Source organism: Limosilactobacillus reuteri, assembly GCF_020785355.1.
Taxonomy (GTDB): domain Bacteria; phylum Bacillota; class Bacilli; order Lactobacillales; family Lactobacillaceae; genus Limosilactobacillus; species Limosilactobacillus reuteri_I.
Genome location: NZ_JAJGVH010000069.1, coordinates 1 through 17,837 on the forward strand (window position 1 = coordinate 1; position 17,837 = coordinate 17,837).

Here is a 17,837-nt window from a genome sequence, read left to right on the forward strand (position 1 = left end):
CTTAGACTTCCTTCAGATTCCACCTCACAGTGGACACCCTTGTCCTCAGCTCATGGTTCCGACTACTACGGCCCATAGCGGACTCTCACCGCCTAGCTAATACCAATGCCGGGCGCACAAGAAAAATGAGGAGACCGAGAAAATTTTTTCGGCTCCTCATTTTCTAGTTTAAATATGACTTATAAATTTGAATCAATTCAACTGGTGACTTGGTCTGAATCAAACCTGCAATTGACTTAATTTCGTTAATGCTTAAAGAGTCTGGTGCGGCACCCCAAAGCATCAACAAATTAACAATTGTATTGATATAGAGGGTTTTAATAAATGAGAATGGCAATGGCGATTTTACATTAGCTTCTTTAATATTTATGTCACCAAATAAATACGGAACTCGCGCATCAAATTCATTATTTGCTACTTCAACAATCATTTGATAAAACTGCATGTCCCCATTTGAGGAAAGCAAATTTGACAATGCATGCTTGTTCTCATTACAAAAAGCTAACGTATGATTAAAAGCAACTTCTGCTAATTCCTTAATTTCATCTGCACCTGGTAAATGCTCGACAACTTTTAGTTCCTCCCGATCAATTACGAGAGCTTCTTTCAGACCTTCCAATAGATCATTCTCAATTTCATGAAGAAGATCCTGCTTATTTTGATAATAATTGTAAAAGGTTTTCTTACTGATTTCAGCGCTATTTACAATATCATTAGTAGTACATTCTGATAGCTTTTTAGTATCTAAAACAGTAATAAATCCTTCCTTAATTCTATTTAACGTATTAATTTTACGAATATCCATCTTTTTCTCTCCTATATAAACTCCAAACTATATTATCTTAATATAAGCAATTAGTAAAAATATAGTAAAATAACACTCTTATTAGAACAAAGTATATTCTTGGTATCACTTGTACACAGTGAGTGCATAATCTCGTAAAACTATTAACTATTGATAAATTACTTGATAAAATATCAACGAATTGAAGCTTTAACATCAAAAGCAATTTGTGAAGAGATCAATTTTATTGCTTAATGACTTCTAGAGTATCCTTAACTTTTTCTCATTTTAATAAGGACATAACCTAAATAAACTCCCAAGATTAAATTGTTCTTTCTTCTAGGGTGGTGCCAATAGTTGTTTTTTAGTTATTTGCCTCAATTAGACTTAACATTTTACTAGTAGCAGATAATGTGCGATATCAGCTACTATTATTCTCTAAACTAATGCGTTCAATGATTTGTGCAGTCATTGGGCGTTTTTTCTATTCCTCCAATTATTTTCAGCTCACTCACGTCACATTAACCAAAATAAGATTGCAAACCAGTTTGACATTAGATATCCTGCACGATTAATACTAAACTCACTAATCCAATCATACCGCATTAATAAAAATAGTGTAATTACAACGAAAAGGATAAATAAAATTATATCAGCAAAAAACTTACATGATTTGTTCTATTTCTAAGTATGATATACTATTTCCTAAACAAATGTTCGATTAGAGGCTTTTATATGCGAAATATAATTCTTAATCCAACGAAGCGCCAAGTTCACAAGATCAATAAGCGGATCGAAAAAGTTTATCGTCCGCGACAGAAACAAGCATTAATAGTATTTACTACCAATATCGGTCACCATCCAATCTACAAGATTAGTCTTGATACATTTCCTGCACTAGGGACAGGAATTTCAATGACCATGGTTAGTGAGATTCCAGTAGATGATATTAGTAAAGAACAATACATCCTTCTTCTCTATGCCCTTTATTCTCACTGGAAAAACTTACCATTAGTATTTCGAGGATTTACTCCCAAACAAGTCCGGTGGTTTCAGAAAAAATTTGGTACCCGGGTATTTAATGAGCATTCAACGGTGGATTGGTGGCGGAAGATAAGATAAACAGTGCAGTACATTAATGGCCTCCATCGTCTGGTAAAACCGAACGATGGAGGCCTGTTGTTAATTGCGGGGGCTTTTCGTGGCTCCCTTTCTTTTAATTATGCTCAATTGTTACATCTTCATGGCCATCATATTCTTCAACTGCTACATGAACAGTTTCATTCATTGCAGTTGGAATATTCTTCCCGACAAAATCTGGCCGAATTGGTAATTCACGGTGTCCCCGATCGACAAGGACCGCTAATGAAATTCGGTTTGGCCGCCCCATATCCATTAAGGCATCTAAGGCCGCCCGAACTGTCCGTCCAGTGAAGAGTACATCATCAACCAAAATAACATGTTTGTTAGTAATATCAATATCTAATTGATCAGTTTTTACGGTTGGTTCTTGAGTATAGTCTGGTACATGACGGTCATCACGGTAAAGAGAGACGTCAAGTGCTGCCACGGGAATTTCTACATTTTCCAACTGATTTAGTCGCTTGGCGAGGCGCTTTGCTAAATATACCCCCCGCGTCTTAATTCCAACAAATACTAAGTTATCGACACCCTTATTTTGTTCGATAATCTCATAAGTAATCCGGGTCAATGCACGTTGCATACTTGAGCCGTCTAAGATCTCATGAGCCATCATGTCACTTCCTTAATTAATTTAAAATCTTTCAAAAGAATAAGACCCTCCGCTAATCTAAGGAAGGATCCAGCATTTACTTGAGTTTTCCCATCATCCCTAACAACTTAACGGGAAATCTCGCTAATTATTATTACCATTTTAAGGGTCTATCTTGCCGCTGTCAAACTCACTAATTAGCAAATTCATCTAGCCACTTCTGGACTTCTTGGCTAATGTTTCCCCAGATTTCTTGAAAATCACCCTTATTCTTTAAGTTATTGACAATTTTCGTCCCATTATCTGGGTTTTCCCGTACCTCATTAACCGTTTCATTAACTTGGTTTAAATCTTGTTTCACGCTGTTGCTTTGCACTTGATTTTGCAAGTCTTGAGTTTGACTTTGAATCTTATCAAGGCGACTTTCTAATGCTTGTTGATCGTGGTCTTTTTGATATTGTTGAGTTGCCCCTTTAAGTTCTGCCACTTGGTTAGCGAGACGTTGATTATCTTTTGTTAGATCGCTGATACTGCTTGAATTATTACTTATTTGACTGCTCTGCTGACTATCAGTTGCTGCTTGATTAGCTGCTTGCCGGTTATGAGAGCTGATCGCCCACCATGCACATAAGATAACTACGATTACGATAATAACCCATAACCATCCCCGTCTTGACTTTTGGGGCGTTGCAGTTTCCTGAGTTGCATTCTGTGTCCGCATCGGTTGAATATTTAGGGTGATGCTTACCTGAGTACTTTGTCCGTTATTATCCATTACACTTAACATCACAGGGTATTCTCCCGCTTTGTTAACATCCACTTGGGTTAGGTTCATCATGACCTTACTTGTTAGATCTTGGCCCGTTTCATCAGATGCATGCACACCCAACTCATGCATTATGTCAGCTTGATTTAAAGGACGGTTAAGTGGCCAATTCAAATAATGTTTTTCTACTGTTAGTGTTGGCTGTGTCATCATCTTGCCCCCTATAACATTTATTTGCCTCGATTATACCATAGAGGGAACCAGGAAAATAAAAAGCTTCCAATGCTTAAAGATTATTCAAACATTAGAAGCTTTCATCTATTTATTTATGTGCTAATTCCCAAGGGTCTTTAACGATGATTGTTTGAATCCGATCAGCACCAACGGAAACAGTTGCAAGTGGTGATTCTGATAATTCACTTACCCGCTTCAAGTAGTTCTGCGCATTAATTGGTAAGTCTTCAAACTTCTTCGCACCAGTAATATCTTCATCCCATCCTGGAAGTTCTTCATAAACTGGTTCGCAACGTTCAAGTTCCTTTAAACTAGCTGGATAGTAATCAATTTGCTTACCATCAAGTTTGTATGAAGTACAGATCTTAACGGTCTTCAAACCAGTCAAAACATCAAGCAAGTTAAGGCTAAGGCAACTAATTCCTGAAACCCGCCGTGCATGACGCATTGCGACACTATCAAACCAACCAACGCGCCGTGGCCGACCCGTAACCGTTCCGTATTCATGACCTGTTTCACGAATCTGATCTCCAACCTCATCAGTTAATTCGGTTGGGAATGGACCAGCACCAACCCGTGTAGAGTAAGCCTTGCAAATTCCAACAACTGTTTCAATCTTATTAGGACCAACGCCAACACCAGTACATACTCCCCCCGCAATTGGGTTAGAAGCAGTAACGTATGGGTAGGTTCCTTGGTCAACATCAAGCATAACCCCTTGTGCTCCTTCAAAGAGAACCTTCTTATCTTGATCAAGGGCATCATTGACAATTTGAGCTGTGTCAGTAACGTATTGCTTTAATTCTTGACCGTATTCGTAGTAACTTTCGAAAATGTCATCAAAGTTAATTGGGTCAACATGGTATAACTTAGTGAATAATTCGTTCTTTTCAGCCAAGTTACGTTCAAGCTTTTCTTTAAAGGTGTCCTTTTCGAGCAGGTCGCACATCCGGATACCAACCCGTGAAACCTTATCCATGTAGGTAGGGCCGATCCCATTCTTGGTTGTACCCACCTTGTGATCACCCTTTGCCTCTTCTTGACACTTATCGAGAAGAATATGGTATGGGAAGGTAATGTGTGAACGACTAGAAATCCGTAAACCAGAAATGTCGATCCCGTTGTCTTGAAGATAATGCAATTCCTTTAATAATGCTGGTGGATTAATAACCACTCCATTACCAATCACTGCTAACTTATCTTTAGCAAAAATCCCTGATGGTACTAGACGGAGGGCAAACTTCTTACCATCAAATGCAATTGTGTGACCTGCATTATTACCACCTTGTGAACGAACTACCACGTCCGCTTCTTGGCTTAGGTAATCGGTCATCTTACCCTTTCCTTCATCGCCCCATTGACTACCAACAATAACAACTGATGACATTTATTTTCACCTCATAGTTATATTTTCTAAAATTAACGTTTTTACTTCGCTATTTTACCGGATTAAGTTCTTGGCGTCAACAGTTTATCGAACTATTTTTTGGTATCGCTCAGCAAATGTACGCCATTTTCATTGACGCTTCATATATTTTAGCGCATAATAATTACGGTAAATTTTTAAAAAGGAGCTGCCCTAATGAAAACATTCGATTATGATGATATTCAGTTGGTCCCAAATAAATGTGTAATCAAGAGCCGTAAAGAAGCAGATACAAGCGTCAAATTTGGCCCGCACACATTCAAGATTCCTGTTGTACCTGCAAACATGGAAAGCGTCATTGATGAAGATTTGGCGATTTGGCTTGCCCAAAATGACTATTATTATGTGATGCACCGCTTTAATCCAGAAACACGAGCAGCTTTCGTTAAAATGATGCACGAAAAAGGATTATTTGCTTCGATTTCGGTCGGGATTAAGGATGATGAGTATAAGTTTATTGATCAGCTAAAATCCGAACAATTAAATCCAGAATACATTACGATTGATGTTGCTCACGGTCATTCAGATTTTGTAATCAAAATGATCGAATACATCAAAGAAAAGCTCCCAGATACCTTTGTAACTGCGGGAAACGTTGCAACTCCCGAAGCTGTTCGCGACCTCGAAAATGCAGGGGCAGATGCGACTAAGGTTGGGGTTGGCCCCGGTAAAGCCTGCATCACTAAGCTAAAGACTGGTTTCGGTACTGGCGGCTGGCAATTATCCGCTATTCGTTGGTGCGCTAAAGCCGCGCGGAAACCAATCATCGCTGACGGCGGTATTAGACATAATGGGGATATTGCTAAGTCTGTTCGTTTTGGCGCTTCAATGGTGATGATTGGCTCAATGCTTGCCGGTCACCTCGAATCACCAGGACACGTCATCAACATTGATGGAAAACAATACAAACAATACTGGGGTTCTGCATCTGAGGTTCAAAAAGGTGCTTATCGAAATGTCGAAGGAAAGCAGATGCTCGTTCCTTACCGTGGCTCCATCAAGGACACTTTAACTGAAATGCAGGAAGATCTACAATCAGCTATTTCTTACTCGGGTGGTCGCGACCTCGAAGCTATTCGGAAGGTTGATTATATGATTGTAAAAGATTCAATTATGAACGGCGATTTTTAAAAATAAGCGTAAAAAAGAAGGCTAGAAGAAAACTTTTTCTCTTCTAACCTTTTTTAGTTATTATTTTTCTAATTCAGCTTGCTTCTTTACCGCCGCTTGGCCAAGAATATTTACATAGTTAAACGGACGATCGAAGTGTGGTTGGAAAAGCATATCAACAAATGCTAAATAATCAATCGTGTGCTTATCCTGGATACATAAGGAAATGATGTTAGCAGATTGAGAAACATCATGCTTACTCATAAACTGTCCACCAAGAATTTGCCGAGTCTTCTTATCCCAAACTAATGTCATTAATACAGGAGTTGTTGTCGGCATAAATTCGGGACGGTAGTTATCCTCAATTGTTACCGCGGCGGCATCAAAGCCCGCTTCCTTGGCATTCTCCAAAGTCAATCCAGATGATACCATCGTTGTCCCGTATAAGTTTAATCCAGAACTAGATTGGGTTCCCATATCGCGCATCGTATTGCCAAAGAGATTTGTCCCAACAATCGTTCCTTGCCGAATAGCGTTAGTAGCTAATGGAATATACGCATCCTTACCAGTTGGGTTATAGTGAACAGCTGTTGAATCACCGGCAGCATAAATATCTGGGTCAGATGATTGCATATATTCATTCGTAATGATCGCCCCATTATCGTGCATCTTCACTTTACCCTTTAAGAGGTCAGTATTCGGACGGAACCCAACACAAAGAATAGCAATATCTGCATCATAGTTGCCCTTATTTGTCTTAACGGTTACACCATTTTCATGATTTTCAAATCCGGTTACTCGTTGGTCAAAGGCAAAACTAGCTCCGTGATCTACAAATTCTTGTTGAATCCGATCAGTGTACTCGCGGTCAAAGTATTTATGAAGCATCCGTGGCGAACCATCAATCAATGTAACATCCTTGTTTTGACGAGTATAAGCTTCTACTAATTCAACCCCAATATAGCCTCCACCAATTACAACAATCCGTTGCGCATCTTTAGCAACGTTGAATAATTCTTTAGCATGGTGGTAATTCTTGCATAAATAAACATGAGGACCATCTACACCTTCAATTGGTGGAATTACTGGCCAAGAACCTGTAGTATCAACTAACTTGTCATAATGGTCGGTCTTTATTTCACCTGTCACAAGATCTGTCACTGTGACTGTCTTAGTCTTAGGGTCAATATCAGTTACATTATGTTGCATATGAACTGTTGCACCCATGGCAGCAAGTTGTTCGGGGCTTGAATAAAACATCGCATCTGGATCACCAACATCCCCGCTCAAGTAAACAGCAATCCCACACGAGAGGAACGAAACGTTATCATTCCGTTCATAAATTGCGACTTCTGTTTCTGGATGATTTTGTAAAATTTGAGTAGCAGTAATCGTTCCCGCGTGTGTACAACCAACGATAATAACCTTCATAAAACACACCTCATATCATGTTCTGATTTTCACAATTCATTATACGCATTATTTTCATTTAATCAATATATAAAATAGGAATATTGGTTATCAATTGAAAATCAATTATCAGCTTTATTACATAACATTTCAATGCAATTACTATGACGCAAGATGTTAAGTTAATTTTTATTTGTATCGATAGATAAATAACAACACATTTTTTCTCTGAAATTTTTTAAAAATTATTGTAAAATTACTCACAATTGCCTATGTTAGGAGTTTTAATATGGAATCTACTTTTCGGTTACGTCGCTCAATCATTGCTGCAATGTTATTAGCACTAACTCTTGTCCTCGGTCGCTTCTTTCTTATCCCCATTCCATGGACACATGGTAACGTCAACTTATGTGATGCCGGTGTGTTCATTGCTGCCATGCTTTTAGGGCCAGGAGCCGGAACAATTGTCGGTGGTTTTGGCGGGATGTTTCTTGACCTTATTTCCGGTTTTCCGCAAGATGCCTTGTTTTCCTTTGCCGCTCATGGTTTGGAAGGATTTATCAGTGGCTGGATTTATAAAAAATATGGCAACACCACCTGGGGCAAATGGACCGCAATCTTAGCCGGAACAGTTGTAATGATTGCAATCTACTTCATCTGCAATACCGTCATGTACCATGTAATCACCGGTTTTTTGAGTTTAGGTTCAAACTTTATCCAAGGAATGATCGGTGGAATAGTGGCGTTAATTGTTATTAGGCAACTAAAGAAGCATCATGTTGGATAAAAAACACTCGAGAACAGCTAAGCCACTAAGGCGATTAGTTCTCGAGTGTTTTTTTACGGTTCAATTCCTCCGCTTGTAGGAACAACAATGATATAGTTTAAAATTCGATTAGCATAACTTTGCTTACCAGTAAAATCTTTAATTGCTGCATTTAATTCCCCTAAATTATCGGTAATTATCCCATCAGCATGGTTATACATAGTCTGTTTCATTAAATCTGTGTCATTAACTGTCCATGCATATACCGGTTTATGTTGCCACTGGGCTTGAGTAATGAAGTCCTGATTTAATGTTGAATATTCCATCGAAAAACCGTCAGCAACTCCCTGGGGATTACCCAAGTTATAAGGTTGAATATACAAAACCGTTAGCTGCGGACTAATCTTTTTTAGCTTAGTCACAGCACTGTAGTCGAGTGAGTGAACTTGGTCATGGTCTCGCAAAATTCTCTTCCCATACCGGCGATTAAAATTCTGGAGCATCTGCTTTGAATCATGTGGTGTTGTTTTTATCTCAATCAGAAGTTTCTGATGATGTTTCTCAGCCGCTGCTAAATATTGATCAAAACTCGCAACCTTAGCATGATAGCCATTTTCGCGTGCAGTTAGTCGTGTTAATTGCTTCAATGTTAGTTCATGAGGTGTTTTGTTTACTCCTGTTAGGTCTTTAAGATTCTCATCATGCATCACAACAAACTGGTGGTCCTTTGTTTCATGCAAATCCATTTCAATATAATCTGGCCTAAGTTTACTTGTTTTTTCCATTGCTGGAATAGTATTTTGTACCCCGTTTTTTTCAGCAACCCCTCGGTGAGAGATAGTCACTGGGCGTTTAATCCCCGTTCCCATCATGTAAAAAGTATTATTTGCAAGAGTCGCCAAAGCAATTACAAGAAAAACAAGCATAAAGGAGGTAAGCAAACCTCTTGATGGATGTTCAGGACTTGTCGCCAGCTCACTAATGCTAGTTAACGGGTTAACGACTACCAGTAAGATAATTGTTCCTGCCCATACCGCTAGTACCTCACCACCAAGCTGTAAGATCGACAGGTTAAAGATAGCAGTAATCAAGGATAATTTCCCGGGTAATAAGTCCAGAGCAACTTGGAGAAGGTAAATCATGAGGTAAAAAATAACAGTTATAACACCCACAATTATTGTAATCAGTATAATTTGAATCAAAAATTTCAACCATCTTAGCTTACTTGTCATTTGCCAGCTCTGAGACATAGCAGCTCTTAATCGTAAGTGTTGGTAAGCCATTAATGGCATTGTCAATATCAAACGAATACCGATCATCGTCATCAAAAGATAGAATAAGGTCAATCCACCAATAAGCCACACATTACGGGTAAGATAATCAACAATAAACTGAGGAACTTGAATTTTCGCCAGCAGGGGAGTTCGAAAGATAATATCCGCAAATGGAATAATAAGTAAGAAGTAACCTAATAACAAAATTAACGATCCAAAATTTAACAACGATAAAGTTTCTTGTGTTTGCCTAAACATCCGGCGCCAGCTAAACTCTGGCAAGCCAATTTCACGAAAGCCCGTCAACAAGAGCATAAATTCGCCATAAATGATTACCATTAGGCATATTAATTCAATTAAAAGGCTCACTACAACTAATGGGTGATGGGTCAGAATAATTACAATATTTTGATATGAAATAAACGGAATTTCTCCTGCCTGCAGGACAAAGGTAGTTATCCAGCGAAAAAAGGGAATTACCAGAAACTGGTTTACAATATCAAGACCGCCAAATAATATTAAATATTCAAGCCAATTTTTCCTGAACTGGCAAGAGTATTGGCGAAAAGCGCGATAAGCATTTTTCATTTTCAAATTCTCCTCGTTATTAGCTAAAAGAAATTATATCAAAAAAGCCTCTTCCGTGAAGGTTCGAGACTTTTTAGCATACTATTTAATTTGACTGGATACCCAATACTACTGCATCAATTTCATATTTCTTATCCTTAAAAATCAACTTCATCTGGATCAGCACATTGACCGCCAAGATTTGGCAATAAACTAATCTTGCGCATATCCTCATCCGTTAATTCGAAATCAAATATATTTTGGTTACTTACCATCCGTTCTTTATGAACAGACTTCGGTAACGGAAGAATCCCCTGTTGGAGAATCCAACGTAAGCAGACTTGCGCTGGCGTCTTTTGATACTTATCAGCGATTTGAATCATGGTTGGATTAGTTAATACTTTAGCACCTTGACCACCTAAGGGAGCCCATGCCTCAACTAAGATATTGTGTGCTTGTAAGTATTTAACTTCTTCCGTATGTGGCCAACCCGGATGAACCTCAATTTGATCAACTGCTGGCGCTACTTTGGCCGTTTTCATTAATTCTGCAATATGGTGAGGCATAAAATTGCTTACCCCAATTGCCCGGATTTTACCTTCATTGTAAAGGTCTTCCATTGCGCGCCACGTTTCAGCATTAATCTTGGCAGCATCATCTCCAAACTGCTTTTCATTGGCGGGCCAGTGAATTAAGTAAAGGTCTAAATAATCCATCTGTAAACGATCAAGCGTCTCTTGAAAAGCCTTCTTCGTTTGTTCATAGCCACGATTAGTATTCCATAACTTGCTAGTCACAAAAAGGTCTTCACGCTTAATTCCTGAATCCTTAATCCCCTTCCCTACTGCTTCTTCGTTTCCGTAAACTGCCGCAGTATCAATGTGTCGATAACCAGTTTCAATTGCTTCTTTCACGGCCTGTTCAGCTACATCTGCCGGAGTCCTAAATGTACCATATCCCACACAGGGAATCTTGACCCCATTATTTAAGTTGAACGTTGAGTTAATATTAGTTAATTCAAGCATCTTTACATTCCTTCTTTCATCTTCTATTATATCTTTTTTTATTAAAAATATTGATTGCTATTCCAAATGAATTATGCTTTGATTATAATATCATGAGAACTAAATGAGGAGGGGTTATATGCATCCACGAATTGCTATTCCTGCAGATACATTAACTGAAGCTACAAACATCATTAACGAGCGAAATGCTGCCTTCGCACCTCGCCCATTAATAGAAGCCATTATTAAGTCAGGAGGATTACCCGTTATTCTTCCTAGTGTTGCTGCTTCATTAGCACCATCCTACCTTGATCTTTTTGATGGGATTATCTTTGCTGGAGGAAGTGATGTCGATCCAACCTTTTTCAACGAAGAACCGCACCAAAAATTAGGTCCCACATATCTTAAACGAGATCAATTTGAAATTAGTCTTGCTACAGCTGCATTTAATGCTGGAAAACCAATGATGGGGATCTGTCGTGGAATGCAGGTATTAAATGTTGCGCTTGGCGGGACTTTATACCAAGACCTTTCGGAAAATCCCCATCAAACCCTTAAGCATTCCCAAGATGCCCCAGGAAATTTTCCTTCCCACCACGTTAATACAGACAAGGCAAGTCGATTATTTAACTTAGTAGGACCCAGACCATATGTTAATTCACGTCATCATCAATCACTAAATCAGATTGCTGAACCACTTCATGTAACGGCATGGGCTGATGATCAAGTGCCAGAAGCCGTGGAAACCATTAACTCTGATCAAATTTTAGCAGTTCAATGGCATCCAGAAAACATGTTTAAACATTATGATTATTCACGCGCTATTTTTGCTGACTTAATTGCTAGAGCGAAAAAAGCGGTTAAATAAATAGTGGAGGGGCTGTGACATAAGTTAAGTTACTTTCAAAAAAAAACATAGAATAATAGGCCTCCAACGCCCGGTAAAATCGAACGTTGGAGGCCTATTATTGCTTGAGCTAACCTCTCGTTGAAAAGGTTACAATGTTAATTCTTTTCGAAGCTCATCAGCAGTATAGATTCGTCCATCTTCAAACCCTTTGAAAGGATGGATTGTTTCCTGTGCCGCTTGTTGGTAACGTTTGGCACGACGCAATGCATACTCGGTGAGTGAGCCATCTTTTACATAGTTTAAGAGTTTAGCACTCGGGGTAGTTAGTGGATTCTCGACCCGATCTTCTAAGTCTTCCAGAACTTCGGAATATTCTGGACCGAGTTGGATTTGATTGGCATACCGCTCTAAACTTTTGAGGACAGCACGAGCTTTGGCCTGATATCTACAAGTTGCTTGGGGATTTTCCTCGGCCACAACTTCATTCATTTTATCGGCAGTCACCAACATTTCTTCTACTTCGTTTTCTTTTAATGGCGGCTGCATGATCAAGTAACTTGCTAATAAACGAATAAATCTTAGTGTACCAGTTCGAACTCCTACTGAACTGCTAGGATCTAAATCGAGCATTCGTAATTCTAAATACTCAATTCCATGTTCAGGCAACTTTTTTAAATCCGTGTTTCCTTTGAACCTCACTGGACCATGAAATTCGTAATCCGATGTTAAAATCCCTGCTTTAACTCCTTCTTCAATCCGTGCAATGTAACGATCGAGATTAGTAAAATCACCGGTAAATTTGGTCCCAAAGCCGTATTGACTTTGCCGCACGCTCCGAATCGGATGAGGCAACTCTTTTCCTGGTTCAAAATAATTTTCTTCAACAATTGGGCTTGCACCATAAAGATATGTAAGAAGCCATCGATATCGAACAAAACCTTGTGCCAAGATAGTATATAAATAATTCCGCACTTCACGCTCACTATTAAAGCGTTCTGGGAAAGCATTAAGTACTAGCTCAATAATGTGTTGATCAATACTCAAGTTAATATGCGCTCCACAAGGTGTTCCTTGCGAGTATCCATGACGTTTTGCCCATTCCTTCAAATAAGCTTCTTTTTTCGGTCCCATTTTAGCTAACCGCAATTTAGTCTTATCTTTAGGAAGTCGTGGGGGCATGGATAACGGCCATAATAACTCGCCGGGAGCAAGAGCTGATCGCAATGTATTATTGATAACATACAAATAATGCATTGCATCAAGAGCATGTTGGGCAGAAGGAGTTACCATTTCAGCCATTGTTTCTAAAAAATCATTGGTAATCCATGGATTAGTCTTCTCATCCCCAATCGCTGACGGATATGGCTCAAGGCTTAGGTTGCCATCTTCGTCTACTCGTTGCATTTCAATCTCAAGACCCATTGTAAAATCAGAAGTCTTTGCAACAGCTTCATTATCGAATATTAATTGACCAATTCTGCTAAACACATTATCGCCCCATTCTCTAATCGTTTTTTAATAAAGATACATGACTTTTCTCATATAAACAACTAGATATTAATAAAACGAAATTTAAATAATTTTTCACGCTTAGCAAGTACACGATCTTCCTTGTTATACAAAAGATATTAAAGATTTTCTATTCACTAGCCGGAAAAAGTTTAATAATTCTTCCTACTAAAAAGCAAACAAGAATGATTACAGGAGCTAGTTCAATCGGCACTAATAATAACAGCAGGACAATTGTTAATAACGGTTTTTCTAAAATAAAGGTAAGGCTTGCCGCAATTACAACAATTGCATTTACTCGTACGTCTCCGGGCAACATCATCGCACAGGCAGTTCCTACCGCGACACTCGAAAAGATAGCCGGGAAAATAGTTCCTCCCCGCCATCCCATTGCAAAACCCAGATTACTCATTACGGCTTTTACGAGCGCTACAACTAATAGGAAGGTGATTGAATGGTTAAAGGCTTCATGGGTAAAAGGAACAATTCTAAATTCACCGGAAAACATAATATCGCTTGTGATCAACGAGCTAACCGCTAAAATTAGCCCAAAAATCCCACCTTGCCAAATCTTACTTATTTTTGCATTAATTATCAGTGCAGCCCAATTTTCTAAGTGAACAAACAGCCACCCAAAAGCAATCCCAATGATAATCGTTGGAATACTCGTTAATAAATTGATCCACTCCCAATTAATGATCCGGTGATGAATCCCAAAAACACCTTCTTCAGGAAAAAGCTTAAAAACAATCGTTGCGCCTATTATCCCAATCCCAACCAATCCTGAAATAACAAGAATTCGTTGATATTTATTTTTAAAAAGCTGACTGAATCTAGGAGCACGGGCTAAATCTTGCGTTTGCATTTTACCGTGCCAAAGAGAAACCTTCTGTCGCATTGAAGCTGCCCAGCGCATACGATCACCCAGCCAATTAATCATGCTGCTAGTTAAGACTGTTGTAGAAGCTTCCGGCCCGATGCTTCCTCCTGCGCCGAGGGCCAATAAGCCAAGAATAAAAGACTTCCACCAATTATGATAATTTAATTGCCCTTTCATCCTTACCTGCGTCAGCACTTGTTCAATCGTTAACGGGTAATTACCCCATCGTTCATTCAAGAAACCAATCAAAAATCCCAATGGAATACATACTAAAAACGGATACCATTTACCACCAACTGTCGTATCAAGGTATTGATGCCAAACTAAATCAATTACCCAGTTAACTAAGTTTAAATACGCCGCTGTCAGTATACCAATTATTAGGCTCCAAACAACTGCATATATTCCAATCTTAAGTCGCCAAAATTTCATTCTTACTTTCCTACTTCTTTTAACGTTACGATAAAAGCTAACTTACCATTTGTATACTTCACCGTAATTTTCCCTTTGAATTGTTTAACGATATATTGAGCCATCGAAAGCCCAATACCAAAGCCTGCCTTTTTTCCTTGAGTATGCGATTCATCAACCCGGTAAAAGCGGTTAAAGAATTTTTTAACATCCAGGCTTTTACCATCCTTATAGCTGTTCGCAATCGTAATAACTATATTTTTACTATGATTAGACGAGGACACTGTAAAATCAATTTCACCCTGAGGATCACAATACTTATTCGCATTATCAAGCAAAATATTCAACAGTTCCCGCAGTGTATTTTCATCAGCGTTTGCTACCAAGCCTTCATCAATCTGTACATTGAATTGTTTCTGCTCAGTTGAAATCACACTCTTGAAACTACTAGCCACATCCCCGGCAATTTGACTTACATTTACCGGCACCATCGTTAATGTCGGTTGTTCTTGCATGCGCGCAAGGGACACCAGGTTATTAATTAACTTTGTCAGGCGAGTAACCTGTTGCTTGGTGCTTGTTGTCCATTCATTTTCCCCATTGATAATCTCTTGCATTTCATTATTCGCTGAAATAACTGTCAATGGCGTTTTTAATTCGTGACTAGCATTAGTTATAAATTCTTTTTGCCGCTGCTCTGCTTCAATAATTGGCCGAATTGCACGACGCGAGTAAAGGGTTAAAACAATGGTATACAGAACTAAAACAATTACCCCTAAGATCAACCCTGTATGCATTAGTGATCGTGTCCGGGCCATGAGGAGTGATTCATCAAGAAAGACAATTACTTTCTCGCCGTCTTTATTCCGAATCTTATAAGCATAATTTACCCCTCGATATAGTAACTGCCCACTATGCACCTTTCTTCTTATAAGCCGGTCTGTCATTGCTCGGGCATCCTGCGGCGTAACCGTTGCAATATGATCGTCTTGCACTTCCGTTACTTGATTTTTATTATCGACCAGTACAGCAAAATAACGATATTGATGAAGGCCCTCACGTGAAAATTGAGGTTGACTATTATCAGTAGTCCGGATCCCTTTTCGGGGAATTTGGCCGTCGTTATTTACCAAAATCGTCAATACTCGTTCAATTTCTTGGTGCGATTGATAGTAAGTGAGGGTGCAAATACTGCCAACAATTGTCAAAATTACAAATAATAATGCCGCAGTTGAGATTGCAATAAATTTATAGCGAAAACGTTGAATCATTCCTTGACCCCCTAGCATGCAATCATAAACGGTCCAGTTTTTTCACCACTAATTGTTACTTGAGATTGAATTGCCTGTAATTTTTGCCGTAAATAACAGATATTAATCCAGAGATCTGCTTGATCAACGGTGTCATTCTCATCCCAAACGTGACTGATAAGTTCATTTACTGATAGTTCTTTATTGGCATTCAAAATAAAATACTGAAGTAAACGATTTTCCCGATTCGTTAAACTAATCGAATTACGGCTTTCAAGCGATTGATCGTTACCGTTAAGGGTCAAATCACCAAATTCAAGAACATCTACTTGATAAGAATCATCTCGGCGTTGACGGGAGCGCAACCGAGCAAGTAGTTCTTTTAACGAAAATGGCTTAGTTAAGTAATCATCAGCACCGGCATCAAGACCAGTTACCTTATCATCTTCTTCACCCATAGCCGTTAACATCATAATATATGTTCGATTACCAGTTGCTCTAATTTCCTTTAATGCTTCCAGTCCAGATTTAACAGGCATCATGATGTCTAAAATTATGACATCATAGGCATTTTCTTTCGCCTGCTCAACGGCTTCTTGGCCGTTATTAGCAATATCAACTTGATAACCACTCGCTGTCATCGCTGAACTTAATACATGAGATAGCTGCTGTTCATCTTCTGCTACAAGGATTCGCATTTTATTCGCCTTCCTCACTAGAATTAATTAATTGCCGGATTGTTTGCATTTGAACGTCGCATGATGCTAATTGGTCAGCACAACGTTTAAGTTCACGGCCAATTCGTTCTGGATTTTTAATATTATGTTTATATTTCATCTCATGTTCAAGGCTTGCCCATGAATCCATTGCGATCGTCCGTAACTGAATTTCAACATAAAAATGTCCGGGGTTATTTCCTTCAATATCTTGATATGGAACTGTTTCATCAATAATGACGTGATAGCTCCGATACCCATTTGGCTTTGCATTTGTAATATAATCTTTTTCCTTAATAACCTCACACCAGTCAGCTTGACGTAATTGGTAAAGACAACGGTCAATATCATCGATGAAATTACAAACAATTCTGATTCCAACTGCATCGCGACATTTTCGTAAGGCCGATTCAGTAGAGACCGGATAGCCTTTTCGCTGGCATTTTTCTGCCATACTCTCGGAAGTCTTCACCCGGGCAATTAAATGTTCATAAAGTTTTGGTTGCTTATCCTGCACTGTTTGCTGATTTAGTTCTTTGATCCGATCAGTTGTGAGGGAAAGAATATTTGACAAAATCTGCTCATATGGGCCATAAATTGACATCACATTTTCCTCCTTTAATTTGAATATTATACAGTACTCACCACTAAAGAATACCCTAAAAATAGCATTTTTAAGATGCCTTAAATTTTATTCAGTCCGCAATCCTCCTACATAGTCGTCTACTCCTCTTTTTTGTGACCTAGTTTGGTAGAATTCTTTTTTTAATTGCGATAAGGTTAAGGCCTTTGTTTTTAGTTTTGTATTTCGCTGAGAAGTATATTTTATGATCACGGTTTGGCCTTCCGCTTTAAAGAAAATTGCCGTCCCATCTTGGTCGTCAGTGGCTACTAAATAGCTATAATCATCTACCCCTGCTGGAACGGTGTCAGAAGGCTTAACAATTCCATAAACGAGTTGATTTGCAGCAATATTTTGTTTCAACCACTCGGGAGATATTGCCAAACCCGCTAAAACCCCAATTTGTTGGTCGGTAAATTTTGGCCGCGGCTGTTGACTTGACTGTGTTTCATCCTGAACTTGCTGAGGGGAAGGCCGATTAAAGTTAATTGTAACTGCCACCCATAAGCAACTAATTAAAATAATG

The 17,837-nt window shown here is 38.8% G+C and carries 17 protein-coding genes; 4 read left to right on the forward strand and 13 right to left on the reverse strand.

Annotation, left to right across the window (positions count from 1 at the left end; translation table 11 throughout):
- Nucleotides 1-163 precede the first annotated feature (163 nt).
- On the reverse strand, nucleotides 164-805 hold the full coding sequence (locus LMB56_RS04080; RefSeq protein ID WP_219285691.1) for a TetR/AcrR family transcriptional regulator: 642 nt from the start codon (nucleotides 803-805) through the stop codon (nucleotides 164-166).
- 714 nt (nucleotides 806-1,519) lie between these two features.
- Here LMB56_RS04080 and LMB56_RS04085 point away from each other — a divergent pair.
- Nucleotides 1,520-1,906: a hypothetical protein gene (locus tag LMB56_RS04085; RefSeq protein ID WP_003665348.1), complete on the forward strand. Its 387-nt coding sequence runs from the start codon at nucleotides 1,520-1,522 to the stop codon at nucleotides 1,904-1,906.
- A 94-nt stretch (nucleotides 1,907-2,000) separates the two neighbouring features.
- Here LMB56_RS04085 and pyrR read toward each other — a convergent pair whose 3' ends face one another.
- The 3 genes from pyrR to LMB56_RS04100 form a co-directional block, all read right to left on the reverse strand.
- Nucleotides 2,001-2,537: a bifunctional pyr operon transcriptional regulator/uracil phosphoribosyltransferase PyrR gene (gene pyrR / locus LMB56_RS04090; protein WP_003670286.1), complete on the reverse strand. Its 537-nt coding sequence runs from the start codon at nucleotides 2,535-2,537 to the stop codon at nucleotides 2,001-2,003.
- Between the two features lie 172 nt (nucleotides 2,538-2,709).
- Nucleotides 2,710-3,495, reverse strand: coding sequence for an immunoglobulin-like domain-containing protein (locus LMB56_RS04095; RefSeq protein WP_218046573.1), 786 nt, complete (start codon nucleotides 3,493-3,495; stop codon nucleotides 2,710-2,712).
- A gap of 109 nt (nucleotides 3,496-3,604) precedes the next feature.
- Nucleotides 3,605-4,903 (reverse strand): adenylosuccinate synthase, encoded by a 1,299-nt coding sequence (locus LMB56_RS04100; protein ID WP_113897022.1) that lies wholly within the window; start codon nucleotides 4,901-4,903, stop codon nucleotides 3,605-3,607.
- Nucleotides 4,904-5,098: 195 nt separating this feature from the next.
- Here LMB56_RS04100 and LMB56_RS04105 point away from each other — a divergent pair, with 195 nt between their 5' ends.
- Entirely contained in the window at nucleotides 5,099-6,073 is a 975-nt protein-coding gene (locus LMB56_RS04105) for a GMP reductase (protein WP_229273148.1), read from the forward strand.
- Nucleotides 6,074-6,133: 60 nt separating this feature from the next.
- Here the strand turns inward: LMB56_RS04105 and LMB56_RS04110 are convergent, their stop codons facing one another.
- The gene (locus LMB56_RS04110; protein ID WP_153703262.1) at nucleotides 6,134-7,483 is read right to left on the reverse strand and encodes an FAD-dependent oxidoreductase; all 1,350 of its coding nucleotides are present in this window, start codon (nucleotides 7,481-7,483) and stop codon (nucleotides 6,134-6,136) included.
- A 268-nt stretch (nucleotides 7,484-7,751) separates the two neighbouring features.
- Between LMB56_RS04110 and LMB56_RS04115 the strand changes: the two genes are divergently transcribed.
- On the forward strand, nucleotides 7,752-8,249 hold the full coding sequence (locus tag LMB56_RS04115) for an ECF transporter S component (RefSeq protein ID WP_153703261.1): 498 nt from the start codon (nucleotides 7,752-7,754) through the stop codon (nucleotides 8,247-8,249).
- Between the two features lie 53 nt (nucleotides 8,250-8,302).
- On the opposite strand, the gene LMB56_RS04120 is transcribed toward LMB56_RS04115, so the two are convergent.
- Nucleotides 8,303-10,090, reverse strand: a complete 1,788-nt coding sequence (locus LMB56_RS04120) for a glycerophosphoryl diester phosphodiesterase membrane domain-containing protein (RefSeq protein WP_229283520.1) — start codon at nucleotides 10,088-10,090, stop codon at nucleotides 8,303-8,305.
- A gap of 137 nt (nucleotides 10,091-10,227) precedes the next feature.
- The gene (locus LMB56_RS04125; protein ID WP_122481408.1) at nucleotides 10,228-11,094 is read right to left on the reverse strand and encodes an aldo/keto reductase; all 867 of its coding nucleotides are present in this window, start codon (nucleotides 11,092-11,094) and stop codon (nucleotides 10,228-10,230) included.
- Between the two features lie 118 nt (nucleotides 11,095-11,212).
- Between LMB56_RS04125 and LMB56_RS04130 the strand changes: the two genes are divergently transcribed.
- The gene (locus LMB56_RS04130) at nucleotides 11,213-11,941 is read left to right on the forward strand and encodes a gamma-glutamyl-gamma-aminobutyrate hydrolase family protein (RefSeq protein ID WP_029507880.1); all 729 of its coding nucleotides are present in this window, start codon (nucleotides 11,213-11,215) and stop codon (nucleotides 11,939-11,941) included.
- 129 nt (nucleotides 11,942-12,070) lie between these two features.
- On the opposite strand, the gene LMB56_RS04135 is transcribed toward LMB56_RS04130, so the two are convergent.
- From LMB56_RS04135 to LMB56_RS04160, 6 genes are all read right to left on the reverse strand, one after another.
- Nucleotides 12,071-13,411 (reverse strand): glutamate--cysteine ligase, encoded by a 1,341-nt coding sequence (locus tag LMB56_RS04135; protein WP_003665336.1) that lies wholly within the window; start codon nucleotides 13,409-13,411, stop codon nucleotides 12,071-12,073.
- Nucleotides 13,412-13,562: 151 nt separating this feature from the next.
- Nucleotides 13,563-14,744, reverse strand: a complete 1,182-nt coding sequence (locus LMB56_RS04140) for a chloride channel protein (protein ID WP_229283519.1) — start codon at nucleotides 14,742-14,744, stop codon at nucleotides 13,563-13,565.
- Between the two features lie 2 nt (nucleotides 14,745-14,746).
- The gene (locus tag LMB56_RS04145) at nucleotides 14,747-15,994 is read right to left on the reverse strand and encodes a sensor histidine kinase (protein WP_229283518.1); all 1,248 of its coding nucleotides are present in this window, start codon (nucleotides 15,992-15,994) and stop codon (nucleotides 14,747-14,749) included.
- Between the two features lie 11 nt (nucleotides 15,995-16,005).
- Nucleotides 16,006-16,671: a response regulator transcription factor gene (locus tag LMB56_RS04150; protein WP_229283517.1), complete on the reverse strand. Its 666-nt coding sequence runs from the start codon at nucleotides 16,669-16,671 to the stop codon at nucleotides 16,006-16,008.
- A gap of 1 nt (nucleotide 16,672) precedes the next feature.
- A complete protein-coding gene (locus LMB56_RS04155) occupies nucleotides 16,673-17,293 on the reverse strand; it encodes a GTP pyrophosphokinase (protein ID WP_086135987.1) in 621 nt (206 codons plus the stop codon).
- An 87-nt stretch (nucleotides 17,294-17,380) separates the two neighbouring features.
- Entirely contained in the window at nucleotides 17,381-17,812 is a 432-nt protein-coding gene (locus LMB56_RS04160) for an Lreu_0056 family protein (protein ID WP_229283516.1), read from the reverse strand.
- Nucleotides 17,813-17,837 lie beyond the last annotated feature (25 nt).